This is a genomic window from Paenibacillus psychroresistens (genome assembly GCF_009728935.1).
Lineage (GTDB): Bacteria > Bacillota > Bacilli > Paenibacillales > NBRC-103111 > Paenibacillus_AC > Paenibacillus_AC psychroresistens.
Map to the genome: position 1 here is coordinate 1,002,421 of NZ_CP034235.1, position 14,818 is coordinate 1,017,238.

Consider the following 14,818-nt stretch of genomic DNA (forward strand, 5'->3'; position numbering starts at 1 on the left):
TCACCTCAATGTCCAGTTTCATCGTACCGTAGATTTTCGTTATCATTGTAGACGCCACTGCCTGGGAAATTGATCGATTTCAGAATCGTTGGTTTAATGCCGAGGGCAAGTAAATTTTCTGCTACCTTAGCTTCAATGGCCCACATAATAGTAGCTGCAGATATTCCGGATGCTGGGCATATCGATAAATCCAATTCAGGAATCTTAACCATCGCATCAAGTGGAGGGGCACAGTTATCCAGGACTAAATCGGCAACTTCAAATAGGCGCTTTCCCGTCGAATGCTCGCTTTTTAGTAGAGTAGAGAATGCTACACTTGTCATGGCAATCACATAAGCTCCCATTTCCTTAGCAGTAAGCGCAATATCGACAGGTAAAATACTTTTTCCAGATACACTGCCGACAATCAGCACATCACCTGGCTGCAGATTGCTTGCTCTCAACGCATATTTGATGAAACCTTCCAGATTGCGATCCTTGGTTGCATCCTCGGGACGTTTCCTAACGGGGTTTTCGATTTCAAATTTAATCCGCAAGGGCTTGAAATTGGACATTCCGCCAGCTCTATTGATCAGCTCGCTGTCTAGCATATGGCCTGTATCGTAAATATGAATACAATTGCCATTGGCAATCGCTTTGGTGATGGCATCTGCAGCCGCATCAATTGATGGGCCTTGTTCATGCTCAATTCGATGAATGAGTTCTTTTAATTGTTGGAAGAAATTTTCTTTTAACATAGTTTTTTATTCACATTCCTTTCGTATATCTAAATTTTATCAGTAATTAAACTAAATTATAATTTCGATGTCCTTCGATGTCAATTGAATTGTTTTCATTTCCTTTCTAATTCATTTATCTTTATAGATTTACATATCGGAATAGGTTATACTTCTTTCATATGATTATAGGTGGTGGATTCAAGCTATGTATGCCATGCAGCGCCGCAAGGAAATTCTCAGAGTTATCAAAGAAAGTGGGTTTAAACCCGTTTCCGAATTGCGTGATATTTTTCAGGTTTCGGAGGTTACGATTCGTTCTGATCTACGCTATCTCCAGCAAGAGGGGAAGATAGAACGTAATTATGGCGGAGCTATGATTAAAGATGATCCAGATTCTATGCCATTCTCGGTAGCCTCTCAGCTGCTTGGTGAGACTAAATCAACGATTGCCCAAGCTGCCGTCCAATTAATTCAATCAGGCGATAGCTTGTTTCTTGACGGAAGCTCAACAACACTGCTGTTAGCAAAGCTAGCCCGTCCAATTGAGCATATAACAGTAATCAGCAACTCAATCCCTGTTTTCGAGGTGTTTAAAGAGTTGACGACTGGAACCTTAATTGGGATACCCGGTACCTTGAATCCGCGTACTCAAACGTTCGTTGGACCTTATGCGGAGAAAATGATCAGCGATCTTAGAGCAACAAAAGCTTTCATAAGCCCTAAAGGCTTATTGCTAGAGGGCTTGCGTGATATCACAATGGCTGAAGCCGATATTCGCAAAAGAATGATGGATTCGGCAAACGAGGTAATTGTATTGGCCGATTATAGTAAATTCAACAACCTTCGCACCTTATTTAGAATCGAAAGCTTTGATGCGGTTAACACGATTATTACAGATCAGATGCCGGATGAGATGTATATGAAGCTTTTTGAGGAAAAGAATATTAGGGTGATTATCGCTGATAGCAAAGGAGACTAAATCTTATGCGTTATGTGCTTGGTTTGGATGGCGGCGGCAGTAAGCTATTGTGTGTAATTGCAGATGAAACAGGTCGGATGATAGGGTCCAGCTTAGCAGGTCCAACCAATTCAAGCTATAACACACCCGAAGAAATCGAGCTTTCGATCACTTCCGTGATTTCAGAAATCCTCGCTAACCATAATATAGCTCGGCAAGATGTTTCGATCGTTTATGGTGCATTGCCTGCCGATGGACAGCTTTCTATTTCAACGATAACTAAAAATCTTCATGATGGGGTAAAGGTAAACCTGTGTGGAGAGTACGTGCTTTCTTTGTTTGGAGCCATTCAAGAGGATTATGGAGCGGTTGTTCAAGCAGGAACGGGCTCGTTTGCGCACATTCGAACACCCAAGACGGAGATTACCGTTGGCGGTTGGGGGCCGATTCTGGGTGATGAAGGCTCGGGCTATTATATTGGCAAGAATGCATTGATGGCATGCGTTAGAATGGCAGATGAACTAGGGATATTTACTATTCTACAGGAACGGATTTTAACCTATTGCAAACAGGTGAAGATGAGGGATTTGTGTACTTTGATTTACGCCACACCAAGCAATAAGCAAAGCACATTGATCGCTTCGTTATGCCCGATTGTCGGAAAAGCGGCAGCTGAAGGGGATAAAGTAGCCATAGATATACTCGAGGATGCAGCAGAAATGCTATTCATGCAAGCCAGCTCCGTTTTAAAACTGCCAGATGTGGAAGCAAGGTTTCCTTTAACAGTAGCTGGAGGAGTCTGGAAAACCAATCCGCTGTTATTTAATTGCTTCTCTACAAAAATTAAGCAGCTTTTCCCGCAGATTGATTTACGTTATCCTTTATTTGAGCCGGTGATAGGCGGTGTACTTCTTGGTTTAAGAGACCTCGGATTTCCTGTAAAAGCAAAAATCGAGGAGCTTAAACACCATTTTTCAGCCTATTCCATTTCTGCGGATTTGTTTCAGTAGTTGATTAGAGCAGGCCGAAAAGCCAGAGATTAGTGATTGCTTCGACATATAACATATAGTATAAAACCTCCAAATGAGCAAGGTTTTTGATACGTGGCGGATTACGCTTAGAATTAGATGTGTTGGCTAGAATGATCTGGCTATATTTGTGCTTAAAGGCATTAACAGTAACAAGTTTATGATATCTAGTTTGATTTTCACGGATTTCTGGAGAATTTAATTTAAGGATGGCTTGATCGATTTGAAAGGCTAGAGCTTTAACATCCTCCGATTCATAAACGAGCCCAATTCCAAAATGCTGCAGGGTAAAGCCAATCTCTCCATGATTAGGGCCGACCACCAGCTTAGAGCGTGCAACGCCTTCGGTAAGGGGGCCGCTTTGACCTAAAAAGCTTTTTCTATAAGGGAGAACAATGATATCCGAGAGGTTGAAATAAAAGTCGACTTGCTCATTGGGAATATAACGAATATCTAAAAATACTTTATCCCTGATCTTATATTGCTCTAGTATTTGGAGTAAATCGTCTTTATTAAAACAGCTTTCTGAACCTGCTATAAGCAAGGTTGCTTCTTGCTCCATATTTGCCAACGATTCTAATAAAAGATCTATACCTTTCTCGTGTCTAAGTCCGCCAAAAGCAAGTAATAAGGGCCTTTTATAAGCTTTCAACTGTTGAGCAATTAAAGTATGGATCTCTAGGTCATGGGCGTTTGTTGAATATGAAATCTCGTCTGTTTTCTGTAGGTTAGGCAAAAGCACGCTTTCCACACGGTTCGCAATATCTGCTCTGAATTGAACTAAGCGATTTTTGGTGTATTCACCATGCACGACTAACTTTTGCAGAATGTTCCATTTTAAAAGCTTTGTGAGCATATTGGACTTGCTTTTTTGTGCGGGAAACCTATGCAAAGTGCCCGATAATTTTAAGCCAAGGGTTAGAGGAAAGAAAAGATACAGAGCTAATACACAGCAATCGACATATAGAAAGTGAATTCTTTTGAAGCCATGGGCTCTTGCGTAAACTAGAACATATAAGGTAATAAGCATGCTTTTTAATCTAGTGGGCAGATAGTTAAGAATTTGTTGGATACGTTGAGGGATATAGGTGGTTATCGATAGATGCTCGAGATAACTAGAGGTTGTATTTTCATGATTGGGACATGTTAAAAATGTTAGCTCTAAAGCATTATTGGCGTCTAGTAGACCTTGAATGACGGTATTATCATAATGCGTATGATGGCCATCGCTAGCGTGGTCGAATAATAATGTTTTCATGGTAGCCTCCTTGAATCATTCAGACTTAAGAGCTGAAGCTCTTCAATCTAATTTACGATACATTTTGTATCATGTCAAGCGATACCTAAAATCCTCCAGAAGCGGAATGACCTAACCGGAGATTATAATTGACTGATCGTAGCTTCCGTTCCCTCTACAATAATCGGGTGTTTGCTAGGATCGAGCCAACGCATGAGCATTAATAATTCTGATTTGCTCATAGCTGTACAGCCTAGAGTTCCGCTTGCTTCCGATGACCAAATATGTAGAAAAATAGCACTGCCTTTGCCTGAAATTTGCATTGGATTATAGTTGATGACAACCGCATAATCATATAAATCATCTTTTCTTAAAAGCTTCTCTGCCGAGCTCCACCTCCCGTTCACAGGCCCATTCTGCCAAGTGTTGTAGTAAGTAGACTGACTATCATCTACCCAGTAATCATTAGGACTTGTTTTTGTATAAGGCAGCTTAGTGCCGGGATTTTTAAATTTCCCGAAGGCAGATTCTAATGTGTAAATACCCTCTGGAGTCGTTTTATCTCCTTCATGAAAATTAGCTGAAAACCCGCGAATTCCTATTACGCCTTGTTTAGCCGCAAACTTCTCAGACCAGATTCCATTTGTTTTCTCATAAGCTGTGATTTTGACGGAAGTTTCTCCATATGAGGGTGCCGTAACTATAATAGCTTGCTCTGCATTGCCTAAGCCATGTAATTTCTCAACTGCTAATGCTGGCATTTGTAGTGAAGTCCGGTTACTTAGCTGTTTCGGTCGATTTTTTAATGCCTTTATCTCTAGCTTTTCTTGCAAATTCTTAATAAGCTGAAGGGCTTCAGCACGTGTGAGGAGTTTATTACCGTTAAAGCCTGGGATGGTTGCCGATGTTTCTCCCTTGGCTAATCCATTGTCGAGTAAATATTGAATCGCAAATTTATCCTCGTAATGGACACCTTGTGTGGCAGATATGAGCTCAGCTGTATATTTACGTGTGATAGAGGTGTTGCGACGTTGGCTTATGGGGTAATTGTGTGTGGCAGCTACAAGGTAGAAGGGATCTGACCAAGCGGTATCACCTGTGTTTGAAGTGGGCAGCACTCCAAAAGAGCGCAGCAATAAAGCAATAAATTGCTCCTCCGTTATCGGTTCATTCGGTCGAAAGGTCTGATCCTCGAAGCCAAAAGTAATCTCATGCGCAATAGACCAATTTACAGTTTCATAGGCCCATTGAGCAGGAGTTACATCTTTAAAAGCTAAAGGTACTGGTTGAACAGCGGCAGAGGTGGTAGTCTGACTAAGAAAGCAACATGCAAACAAGGCAAGGCAAAAGCAGCTCAAGCTAAGTTTAATGTAGTAGATTTTCATCGCTCGCTCACCTCATGACTTCCATAAGTACATATACTACTTTTTGGCTGAAATGAAACACGATTTATTTTTTAAATTCGACATTATATTTAGGATTTGGACCTTTGTTTAAATAGTCTTGATCAATGAAATCAGCTAGATACTTTTTACCGAAAAGCTCATCATATTGCAGTTGTTTATACTGCTCGACGACTGCTTTGTCTTTTTCCGGCACTTCTGCGTATAGCTTCTGATCGGCATCGATCACCAGATTAGAGATTAAACCTGGTACCTTGCGGGAAACCTCGAAATTAGCTGCGAACGGAGCGGGCATTTTCAAATTGAGAGCATCCAGCACATAAGCACCTAGGAATGAATTGCTCATAATCGGGAAGCTTTTGTTAGGCAAGTCCATGTTGGACCACATTACAAAAGGCACGCTGTGCATTTTTTTAATTTCCTCTAGCGACCATTCCTCAGGTTTACCAGATTGCACAAATCCAGACTGATGAAAAACATCATAATCAAAGCCAAGCATTGGTAAATGATCCCCATAGAACACAATAACCGTGGGTTCAGCGGATTGCTTAAAATGATCAATGAGCAGCTTCAGACCATGGTCTGCATCGTGTGCACCTTGCGTATAATTGTCGATTAGCTGCTGTGCAGCAGGTGTGAAATTTCCTTTAACTTTGATCGGCAGATTACTGTATCGTGTCTTACCCTCGTAAGATCCATGATTCTGCATCGTTATGCCATAAATGAACATCGGGTCTTCTGTTTTATCTACTTCTTCTATTAAATTACGTGAAAACTCATCATCTGCAATAAAGCCGCCTTTGATCTCAGGATTAATAAAGTTCTCCGAGCTTTTAAAGCTTTCGAAGCCCAAGTATTTGTAAACATTCTCACGATTGTAGAAGTAGCTAACATAGGAATGCAGCGCTAAGCTTTTGTAGCCCTGACCGGAAAAATAGCTAGCTAGGCTAGGCAGCGGCTTATGGATATATTGCTGATAAGCAATGGCACCGTTAGGTAGAAAGCTCACCGAATCTCCAGTTAAAACCTCAAACTCTACATTGCTTGTGCCTCCACCGATTTGCGGGGATAGCATGTAACCAGAGGTGGTTTCTTTTTGCAATTGGTGAATAGTCGGTACCGGGTCTTCGCTGAAGGTTACATTTGTCATTAACGTAGGATCCCAGAAAGCTTCATTCATCACGAAAATAACATTTGGCTTCTTGGTTGTTGCTGGAATAGAACCGCCAACTTTAGCTGAAGCAGTCAGGCTTTGAGTGGACAGCTTATCGGCGATAGCCTTAATGGAAGCTTCACTGTATCCATCTGGGGTTGGCATCTTGGAGTTCTGTAAATTCATCATAAAAGCAAGCGACTGCCCATTTAGTGAATAATTCTGCTGCTGATTCCAGAGGATATTCGAAACCTGACTTTTCTGCATCAGCCATTTAACAGGTGGAATCTTGATGGCGAATAAATACAATAAAAGCAGAGAGACTAGCCCCACAGAAATTCTTGTGATTAGAGGGAGTGAGAACCGCGGTAGCAGCAAACGCATCAAGAATATAAGCCCAATAAACACGACTAAGACTACTATATAACGGAGCATGGAAGCGTTCATAACTAAAGGCAGGATATCGACAACTTCTTTATTCATCTTCAGGTCCCATGGAAAGAACGGAACACCAATTAATTTGATCTTAAAATAACTAATCAACGAACCCAAGACTAACAGCAAGCTTGTTACAGCAAGCGAAGGAATTAGCGAGCCAAGCAAACAATAAACGAAAACTACGATTAGAAAATCGATTAGCACATTAAGATTAAGTAGATTTGAATGTACTGTCATCCAATTTAAAGTATCATGGATCGAACGTCTTTGGATAAATTCAACTCCGAAGGTTAATAAGTAGGGGGCAATGAGGAGGACGGCTAAAATCAAGCTGTATTTCAATTTGGGATTTCGTTCAATGCGGGAAGGCTTTCGCAAACGGTTAAATGGCGATAGCTTCGATAGTTTGATTTGCATGTTAATATAGGACTCCTTTAAAGTGGCTCTTAGGTAAGCGTTGCTAGTAAAATACTTTCCTTAACATATTTTAATAGTATAAAGGAGAATTGTGAAGGAAATATGAAGAATTAATCGAAAGTAAGTAAAAATACACCTGATTTATCAGATCAGGTGCATTCTCAATCAAATTCAGTTGCTTTAATGGAGTCAACCATTCCCGCATAACCTTGTGTCATATTAGCGATATATTGCAGAATGGTATCACTCCAGCCATAAATATAATAAGTGTTTGGATCTTGTGGAGGGACCATGACGCTGCGGTATGGAGCAATATCGATAATAAAAGCTATTACTTCACGATTCACCGCTTTGCGATAGCGAGCTAGCTCGCTGTAGAAGTGGCTGCCACTGTTTTGCTGCTCATCGGTGATTATGATAATGTTATCAACCTTGCGTTTTCTAGCTATCAGCTCTTTGATTGGTGCTCCGGTATCCGTCCCACCTCCTGCTTTGATTTGTGACGCCTGTGTTAAAATACTGTCATACAAGGAAGGCTTGGCATCGATAACTTCCGTATTGAATAACCAGAACAAGCCATGTCCACGTGTCTTTTTATACAAGGCATAAGCAAACACCGAACCTATTTCCAACAAGTCACCTTGCATCGACCCTGAGATATCGAGAAAAATGGCTGTTTTGCCTTCGACCGCAGGTACATTTCTAAACGTTATGTCGACAGCCTCTCTAAGTGCGTCCTTTATCACAGGAGCGTTCACATGGTGAAAGGCATTAACAAACCGAAAAGGTAGAATTTTTGCTTTTTGCAAGGCGATTTGGTCGGTCAATCTTGCTGCGATGTAATCTTGATTGCCTTCCAAGACACCTGCGCGATCCAATGCATTCAAGTGGCGCAAGAGAGCAAATGTTGGCATTTGATAGAGAATTGCTTCCCATACCGCTTTGGACGGTTGAATTACACCAGTTACCACTTCATATGTGAGCTTGCCTGCTGTGATCCAATGTATACGTTCGCTATCGGTTTCGGCGGATTTCAGCTTTTCCATCGCTTGAATCTGCAGAATTAAGCTAAGATCAGCCTCTTTGTTCAAAAGATAACGAAACAGTGCTTCCTGTGTAGGATCCTTCGCGATTGGATGGGCTGTAGAAATGACGTCTGCGAGATTGAAGCCGCGTCCGCGCCCATTATATTTCATCGCCCAATATTCAGAAACCTCTCTTAGAAAAAGCTTAACCGCTCGTTTGATTGCCCGACCGCCTTGACCTCGCCCCATGCTTTCCAATATCGTCATGAAGTCAAAAAGATCAGAAGGAATTCGAATGACCTTGCTGAATATTTCTGCGAAAAGCTCAGGACGTACGCTGGACAGCTTAGCTAATCCGTAAATGGGCTGAATTCGCATATAGCCTTCATTTCGAGCATAGACAATGGCTTTTGCAGCGAAGTTTGGATCCTTTTTTAGCATTTGGTCATGGATTTCATTTGCCTCCATCAAAAGCTGCGTTTGATCCGCATAAAAAGTATTTGCTAGCGTATTTGTCATTAGTGTTTGTACATACTGCTCTTCCAACGTGCGTTCATAAGCGGGAAAGCTCTCGCGGTTACGAAAGGTTGGAAGAATTGTTGCGAAAATTTTAGTTGCTTTACTCATTATTAGGACCTCCATAGAATAATACGTGAGGAAGGACAGAGAAGGTATAACTCCTTCAATAGAAGGAATTGGCAGGATAGTAGTCTGCAGTCTTAGGACGAAGTAACCCTCTCTAGCGCCTCACGTTGTTGCTTTATTAATATTGCGAAGAAAGTAACAGAAAAGGTACAAATTAAGTGCCTTTACCATTTGGCGACTTCACCTTGCGATGAAGGCCGGAATCGAACCGACAGTCACTTAAGCCCGAAGTAACCCTTTCAAACGCCTCACAAATTATAAAAATGTGTTAAACAATTTGATATTGTTTTTTGGAGTATCGGTTAGCATAAGCCGAGGCTACATAGGAATCTGGTTTGATGACGGGGACCATGCCAAGTGATTCGACTCGGAAAACCATTTCAGCAACGAAAAGTGCTGTTTTATTGCGCATTAGGTTGGAGCCTGCATCAATGTGAATGTAGGATTCGAACGAACCACCTTTATAGACATAAGGTAAAATCAGATCCTCCATTTCCCTGCGCTTTTCCTCACTAAAATACATAGCAATTTCTTCGCTTAAAGTGGTTTCTGTAGATAGCTTTTCTTTGATGGAAACTAGCTGTCTAGGAATGATAACCTGTCGGTAGCAAGCCCATGCTCCTTTACCGGGTCTTTGAATAACAACACCTGTAATGAACTGGGTATATCCACGATGGACTTGGCAATCTGTGCCAATGATGAATTTGTACTCTGAGTTTGGGTCTTGTTTAATGAAGCGAATGATTCGGCCATGGACCTGCTCCAGATTTAGATTCATCTCTGTGGTATTGCGGAACTCCAACCTTTGGCTTAGGCTGTTTGTTTTCTTTTTCATAATTTTCACCTGTACCCTAACGGTAGGCATTGTTCCTTTCTTGTATGTAGTTGGCAGGGAAAGAGGGACTCGAACCCCCACGATACACTGATTAACAGTCAGCTGCTTTACCAATTAAGCTACATCCCTATATTCAATTTTGGTCGGAACAGCAGGGTTCGAACCTGCGGCCTCATACGCCCAAAGTATGCGCTCTCCCAAGCTGAGCTATATCCCGATTTGGAGGATAGGAACGGATTCCCACCGTTGAATCTGTCAGCCACCTAGTGCAGCAGCTTCTTTGACCTTGTATACCCATCCATATTGTGGTGATGCTGAAGGGACTTGAACCCCTAACCTACCGATTAAAAGTCGGTTGCTCTGCCAATTGAGCTACAGCGTCATAGTGGGGAGATCGGAGAGGATCGAACTCTCAATAAACGGTTCACAGCCGTTCGCGGTAACCACTTCGCCACGTTCTCCATGATTTTTGGTGGTCAGAGACGGGATCGAACCGCCGCTGCATGGTACTTCAAACCATCGCTCTACCTACTGAGCTATCTGACCTAATTGGTGACGCATGTGGGATTCGAACTGGGCGTTACACGAGTGAAAGTCGTGTGGCTTAGCCGCTTGCCGAATGCGTCAAAATTGCAACAAAAAAGACTGCTAGTTGTACCAGCAGCCTCAACTTACCTATATGTATAATAATCTGAAGTCCAAATTGGACACAGTACTATAACATTATGCAGAACATCCTTCCTTGGGTGGAAAGCGGCGCTGACTTAGGTATGTAAAACTGCGAATACGATAAAAATTCTTCTCGGATTGCTTTTGGGATTTCTCGTTTTGTTTAAAATGGGATGGATTGTGCATTTTCAAAACCTCCACTAAATTTAGTTTGAAATGAAAAAAGACTACCCGCTCTCCCCAGGATCTTTTCTTGGTAAAAAGAAAAGACCACTAGATGAGCACCAGTAGCCTAACAACATATTCTATAGGAATCACATTCACATGTTAAATGATTCGGATATTCATTATAAAATGTCGGAAAGCGACATTTCACAATAAACGAAAGGGTTGTTAAAGCTAGGAATATTTAGTTGGAAATAATTGTTTAATTGCGGATATTGCAGATGCTTCTCATTTAGATATTGTTCATGTTTAAATGATTTTCCAATAAAGTTTTCCATGCTTCTCACCTGCTTTCGTTTTGATAAACCGTATCTTATCATAGAAATTTATTCCTGTAAATACATTATTTTCTTTTATTTTTCATAATAAAAGAGCTACTGAGATTCAGCAGCCCCGTAAATTCTTTATGATGTTTAGTGCTCATCTGGCCAAATGCCGAGATGAAACTAACAACTGTTATCCTTCTTATGGAGAATGGATGACAAAGAAAAAGGGTGCTGTGTATTAAATTCTTGTTTAAACGTTTGTTTATTATTCGGTAAATGAAGATAGGTCAAGTGATTAAACATGATTCATACACTCCTTTCTGCTCTGCCTCTTAATTTTGTTCAAAGCTTAACTCATGGACAAGGAAGCTGTCAATTCTTTTATTTCAAAGTGAGGAAAGAGGGCGGATAGGTACGCACTGCTCTACCAGCTGAGCTACTCCACCTAAGTGGAGGTTGGATTCGAACCAACGACAGGTCGATTAAAAGTCGAAGTAACTCATCCATACGCATCACTTTGTCAACAAAAACTATAAGCCTAGTTATAATATGGATTACCAAGTGTTGTCAATACAATTTTTAATTAGCTCGATTAGGTTTCTTGTTCTGCTAACTAGAAACACAATCGAATTCTTTGGAATTGCTTAATTGTGATAAACAATAATGATGATTATAATAAAATTTTATTATGAAAAGCATTGACAAACATTTCCTTGCCCGCTTATTATGACATTATCTTCATTTCGAAAAGGAGGCCAACCAACATGATTCGACTAAGCCATTTGCAGAATTCAAAAAATCATTTTTTACAATCGCATAAGTTAACCTGTTTTATTGGCCTCTACGGGCCTGTCGCAAGCCGAGATTAGTGGGATTTTTTCGCTATATCGCAGCCGCTGCGCATTTATTCGCAACACGAAGACCGTAGGCTAATAGCTTGCGGTTTTTTGTATGCTCCCAAATTAGATAATCTGTTTAATGATCCCGCCTTGGATTATCTAATGAAGAAACATCTCATTCAGCTTGTTGGAAATGATGCAGTTACATCGGCTGCACGACTAACTAAAGGTTTTTCTTTTGCACAGCTGAATGAGTTTTATGTGTCCGCAGCCTTGCAGCATCATTACGACAATCGGGTGAATTGCGAGGGTTTGATTCAAGAGATGAATCAAGCGCAGAATAAAAGCCGCATGCATGTGTGGTATGATGAACAAATGGAGCAGCGAATCGGGTTTAACTAATAAAAGTAGGGGGATCGAAATGACAGTAATCCCAGCCAATACCCAGATTTTGATTTGTATCGTAGGGATTATTGCTTGTTTAACCTACTATGTTAGGAAAAGATCAACTAAAGCAGTTCTGATTACGCTTATATCACCGGGAATGGGGCATCTTTATCTAGGCTCTTATAAATCCGGCTTCATGTATTTGTCGATTCCTAGTTTGATAATAATTACCTTTCCACTTGTATTTTCAATTATTTCTCTATTAATTTTTGTGTACTTATGGGTAGTTTTCCTTGCATTTATTGTCCTATGGATAGTATGTATTGTGGATGTTATCGACTTATCCAAGCAAGCTATTGAGGATAAAACGTTAAAGCATTCCATTGGGATTTTAGCTTTGGGGATTGGTTATGAATGGTTATCTATCAAAAAAATGAAGATGGGCTAATCTGCTTGATCTGAAAAGATCTGTAGATTAGCTTTTTGTATGCGGTAATCTAGTTTGAAGGGAAGCTAGCCCCCTAGTCGAATATATATCAATAGTAACTATGAGGAGGTAATCTATGTTTAAGCTTCAATTATCGAATAAAACGGCTATTGTGACTGGTGGGGCGGGAGGAATTGGCTATGACATCGTGAAATGGCTCGCGGAAGCGGGGGCTGCTGTTGTGATTGCTGATTTATCTGATTCAGGAGCCGAAAAAGCGAAGGTTCTATGCGATGCGGGACAACGCGTTTTATATATTAAGACAGATGTAACCAAGGAAGCGGATATTGAACGCATGCTGACAGAAGCGGCATCCAATTATGGCGGGATAGATATTTTGGTGAATAATGCGGGGATTTATCCAAGAGCAAGTCTGCTAGAAACGTCGGAAGCCTTATGGGATTCCGTTATAGATATCAATTTAAAAAGTATGTTCCTCTGCTGTAAGCTAGTTATTCCCTATATGCGTCAAAAAGCAAAAGGAGCCATTATTAACCTTGGTTCGAGTCATGCGATTGTTGGGATGCCAGAGTTATTTGCTTATTCTGTATCCAAAGGCGGTGTAGCTACACTTACAAGAAATTTAGCTGGAGCTTATGCGCGCGACCGAATTCGTGTCAACTGTGTTAATCCCGGATGGGTGGCAAGCGAAAGAGAGATTATGGAACAGCTAGCCATTGGCCAAACGATTGAATGGATGATGGAAATGGGAAAATCACTGCCATTGGGTCGTTTGCAGACTGGCGATGATACCGCTGCACTCGTATTGTTTCTCGTTAGTGATTTAGCCGATCAAATTACTGGACAGGTGATTAATGTGGATGGAGGTATAGGGGTTGGTTCATTATCAGAGGAAAAGAGGTGAGCATAGATGACAAAAACAGATCCAAAGCTATATCTAGCACTTGATAACTGCTTTGCTAAAAAACGCTGGACGAGCCCTAATGAATGGGTGAAATTGATTCACGACCTTGGAGTTTATTATGTTGAAGCAAGTTCGGATAATGAGTTTGACCCGCTTTATGGCGATCCAGCTTATTTAGCTGATTGGTTAAGTGAAATGAAGGAAGCCTGTACAAAATGGGGGGTACATGTCGCTAATTTTTACTCGGGGCATGGCTCTTACACAACCTTGGGATTGGCTCATACGGACATTCGCATTCGCGATCGTATGTTGAATGATTGGCTTAAGCCTATGGCGTTACTCTCTGCTCAAGCTGGTGCTGGGCTGGGTTTTTACTGTCACGCCTATTCGAATGCTGTGCTTCAAAACGGGCAGGCTTACATGGAAACCGAACAGGATTTGTATCGCCGGCTTGCGGAGCTTGCTGTTTATTGTAAAGCATGTGGGGTGCGAACGCCTGGTGTGGAACAGATGTATTCGCCAAACCAAATTCCGTGGACGATTGATGGTGCGGAGAAGCTGCTTCGTGAAGTGTACCGGATGTCTTCCAGCTCCCCGTTCTATCTTACGCTCGACACAGGTCATCAAAGCGGGCAACGCCGATACATGCGGCCATCGGCATCTATTATACGCGAGGCGGCGGGTAGAGTTAGACAGGGTGAGCGACTACGCGATTTCTGGCTTGGCCCGGAAACGGCGAGCAATTTGTTCGCTGAGCTGGTGAAAAGCCCAATTGAGCAAGAAGTGGATATTCTCACTCAAATGGATGATGAAATGAACAAGTTTCCTCAGCTTTTTGCAGATTACAAGGATGGGGATACTTATCTCTGGCTGGAAAAGCTCGCTCGGTATTCACCAATCATTCATTTGCAGCAAACCAATGGGACATCATCCGCGCATCAGCCGTTTACTGAAGAGTATAACAGTTCAGGAGTCATTTTCGGTGATCAGGTGCTGCAGGCAATTAGCAAATCTTATCAAGATTCTTCAGTGGAGGGAATGCCTCCAGTATGCGATGAGATTTATTTAACGTTGGAAATTTTCGCGGGAACAAGTGAAATGAATAGTGATATTAAGCACAAAATTCTTGAGTCTGTAAAATATTGGCGTAAGTATATCCCTCAGGACGGAATTAGATTAAGCGAAGCTTTGCGGCTTATTACTTTAGCTTAGATTGACTGTA

13 protein-coding genes and 6 tRNA genes are annotated in these 14,818 nt (G+C 41.4%); 6 read left to right on the forward strand and 13 right to left on the reverse strand.

The features are described 5' to 3' along the window. Nucleotides 1-5: 5 nt before the first annotated feature. On the reverse strand, nucleotides 6-737 hold the full coding sequence (locus EHS13_RS04690; protein WP_155699255.1) for a sugar isomerase domain-containing protein: 732 nt from the start codon (nucleotides 735-737) through the stop codon (nucleotides 6-8). Between the two features lie 187 nt (nucleotides 738-924). Here EHS13_RS04690 and EHS13_RS04695 point away from each other — a divergent pair, with 187 nt between their 5' ends. Further along, nucleotides 925-1,698 carry a DeoR/GlpR family DNA-binding transcription regulator gene (locus tag EHS13_RS04695; protein WP_155699256.1) on the forward strand — a complete coding sequence of 258 codons (774 nt, stop codon included), beginning with the start codon at nucleotides 925-927 and terminating at the stop codon, nucleotides 1,696-1,698. A gap of 5 nt (nucleotides 1,699-1,703) precedes the next feature. Then, nucleotides 1,704-2,687, forward strand: coding sequence for an N-acetylglucosamine kinase (locus tag EHS13_RS04700; protein ID WP_155699257.1), 984 nt, complete (start codon nucleotides 1,704-1,706; stop codon nucleotides 2,685-2,687). A 4-nt stretch (nucleotides 2,688-2,691) separates the two neighbouring features. Here the strand turns inward: EHS13_RS04700 and EHS13_RS04705 are convergent, their stop codons facing one another. From EHS13_RS04705 to EHS13_RS04760, 12 genes are all read right to left on the reverse strand, one after another. Next, nucleotides 2,692-3,963, reverse strand: a complete 1,272-nt coding sequence (locus EHS13_RS04705; protein ID WP_155699258.1) for a glycosyltransferase — start codon at nucleotides 3,961-3,963, stop codon at nucleotides 2,692-2,694. A 122-nt stretch (nucleotides 3,964-4,085) separates the two neighbouring features. After that, a complete protein-coding gene (locus tag EHS13_RS04710) occupies nucleotides 4,086-5,327 on the reverse strand; it encodes an S-layer homology domain-containing protein (protein WP_155699259.1) in 1,242 nt (413 codons plus the stop codon). Nucleotides 5,328-5,391: 64 nt separating this feature from the next. Next, the gene (locus tag EHS13_RS04715; protein WP_155699260.1) at nucleotides 5,392-7,353 is read right to left on the reverse strand and encodes an LTA synthase family protein; all 1,962 of its coding nucleotides are present in this window, start codon (nucleotides 7,351-7,353) and stop codon (nucleotides 5,392-5,394) included. Between the two features lie 161 nt (nucleotides 7,354-7,514). After that, nucleotides 7,515-9,005, reverse strand: coding sequence for a TROVE domain-containing protein (locus EHS13_RS04720; protein WP_155699261.1), 1,491 nt, complete (start codon nucleotides 9,003-9,005; stop codon nucleotides 7,515-7,517). 286 nt (nucleotides 9,006-9,291) lie between these two features. Further along, on the reverse strand, nucleotides 9,292-9,858 hold the full coding sequence (locus EHS13_RS04725) for a ribonuclease H-like YkuK family protein (RefSeq protein WP_155699262.1): 567 nt from the start codon (nucleotides 9,856-9,858) through the stop codon (nucleotides 9,292-9,294). Between the two features lie 51 nt (nucleotides 9,859-9,909). Continuing rightward, nucleotides 9,910-9,987, reverse strand: a tRNA-Asn gene (locus EHS13_RS04730). 11 nt (nucleotides 9,988-9,998) lie between these two features. Next, a tRNA-Pro gene (locus tag EHS13_RS04735) sits at nucleotides 9,999-10,075 on the reverse strand. Between the two features lie 89 nt (nucleotides 10,076-10,164). Further along, nucleotides 10,165-10,240, reverse strand: a tRNA-Lys gene (locus EHS13_RS04740). Nucleotides 10,241-10,244: 4 nt separating this feature from the next. Further along, a tRNA-His gene (locus EHS13_RS04745) sits at nucleotides 10,245-10,319 on the reverse strand. 9 nt (nucleotides 10,320-10,328) lie between these two features. Further along, nucleotides 10,329-10,404 (reverse strand) — tRNA-Phe (locus EHS13_RS04750). A gap of 4 nt (nucleotides 10,405-10,408) precedes the next feature. Further along, a tRNA-Glu gene (locus tag EHS13_RS04755) sits at nucleotides 10,409-10,484 on the reverse strand. Nucleotides 10,485-10,874: 390 nt separating this feature from the next. Then, a complete protein-coding gene (locus EHS13_RS04760) occupies nucleotides 10,875-11,030 on the reverse strand; it encodes a hypothetical protein (protein WP_155699263.1) in 156 nt (51 codons plus the stop codon). Between the two features lie 989 nt (nucleotides 11,031-12,019). Here EHS13_RS04760 and EHS13_RS04765 point away from each other — a divergent pair. The 4 genes from EHS13_RS04765 to EHS13_RS04780 all read left to right on the forward strand — a co-directional run bounded on the left by EHS13_RS04765 (nucleotide 12,020) and on the right by EHS13_RS04780 (nucleotide 14,808). Beyond that, complete coding sequence (locus EHS13_RS04765) at nucleotides 12,020-12,259, forward strand: hypothetical protein (RefSeq protein ID WP_162462956.1); 240 nt, start codon at nucleotides 12,020-12,022, stop codon at nucleotides 12,257-12,259. Between the two features lie 19 nt (nucleotides 12,260-12,278). Beyond that, complete coding sequence (locus EHS13_RS04770; RefSeq protein ID WP_155699265.1) at nucleotides 12,279-12,692, forward strand: hypothetical protein; 414 nt, start codon at nucleotides 12,279-12,281, stop codon at nucleotides 12,690-12,692. A 115-nt stretch (nucleotides 12,693-12,807) separates the two neighbouring features. Next, nucleotides 12,808-13,596, forward strand: coding sequence for an SDR family NAD(P)-dependent oxidoreductase (locus EHS13_RS04775; protein ID WP_155699266.1), 789 nt, complete (start codon nucleotides 12,808-12,810; stop codon nucleotides 13,594-13,596). 6 nt (nucleotides 13,597-13,602) lie between these two features. Beyond that, complete coding sequence (locus EHS13_RS04780; RefSeq protein WP_155699267.1) at nucleotides 13,603-14,808, forward strand: TIM barrel protein; 1,206 nt, start codon at nucleotides 13,603-13,605, stop codon at nucleotides 14,806-14,808. Nucleotides 14,809-14,818 lie beyond the last annotated feature (10 nt).

Bases quoted from the DNA above. Each gene is read 5' to 3' on its own strand.
- EHS13_RS04690 (WP_155699255.1), bottom strand. From the start codon at position 737: ATGTTAAAAGAAAATTTCTTCCAACAATTAAAAGAACTCATTCATCGA.
- EHS13_RS04695 (WP_155699256.1), top strand. From the start codon at position 925: ATGTATGCCATGCAGCGCCGCAAGGAAATTCTCAGAGTTATCAAAGAA.
- EHS13_RS04700 (WP_155699257.1), top strand. From the start codon at position 1,704: ATGCGTTATGTGCTTGGTTTGGATGGCGGCGGCAGTAAGCTATTGTGT.
- EHS13_RS04705 (WP_155699258.1), bottom strand. From the start codon at position 3,963: ATGAAAACATTATTATTCGACCACGCTAGCGATGGCCATCATACGCAT.
- EHS13_RS04710 (WP_155699259.1), bottom strand. From the start codon at position 5,327: ATGAAAATCTACTACATTAAACTTAGCTTGAGCTGCTTTTGCCTTGCC.
- EHS13_RS04715 (WP_155699260.1), bottom strand. From the start codon at position 7,353: ATGCAAATCAAACTATCGAAGCTATCGCCATTTAACCGTTTGCGAAAG.
- EHS13_RS04720 (WP_155699261.1), bottom strand. From the start codon at position 9,005: ATGAGTAAAGCAACTAAAATTTTCGCAACAATTCTTCCAACCTTTCGT.
- EHS13_RS04725 (WP_155699262.1), bottom strand. From the start codon at position 9,858: ATGAAAAAGAAAACAAACAGCCTAAGCCAAAGGTTGGAGTTCCGCAAT.
- EHS13_RS04760 (WP_155699263.1), bottom strand. From the start codon at position 11,030: ATGGAAAACTTTATTGGAAAATCATTTAAACATGAACAATATCTAAAT.
- EHS13_RS04765 (WP_162462956.1), top strand. From the start codon at position 12,020: ATGAAGAAACATCTCATTCAGCTTGTTGGAAATGATGCAGTTACATCG.
- EHS13_RS04770 (WP_155699265.1), top strand. From the start codon at position 12,279: ATGACAGTAATCCCAGCCAATACCCAGATTTTGATTTGTATCGTAGGG.
- EHS13_RS04775 (WP_155699266.1), top strand. From the start codon at position 12,808: ATGTTTAAGCTTCAATTATCGAATAAAACGGCTATTGTGACTGGTGGG.
- EHS13_RS04780 (WP_155699267.1), top strand. From the start codon at position 13,603: ATGACAAAAACAGATCCAAAGCTATATCTAGCACTTGATAACTGCTTT.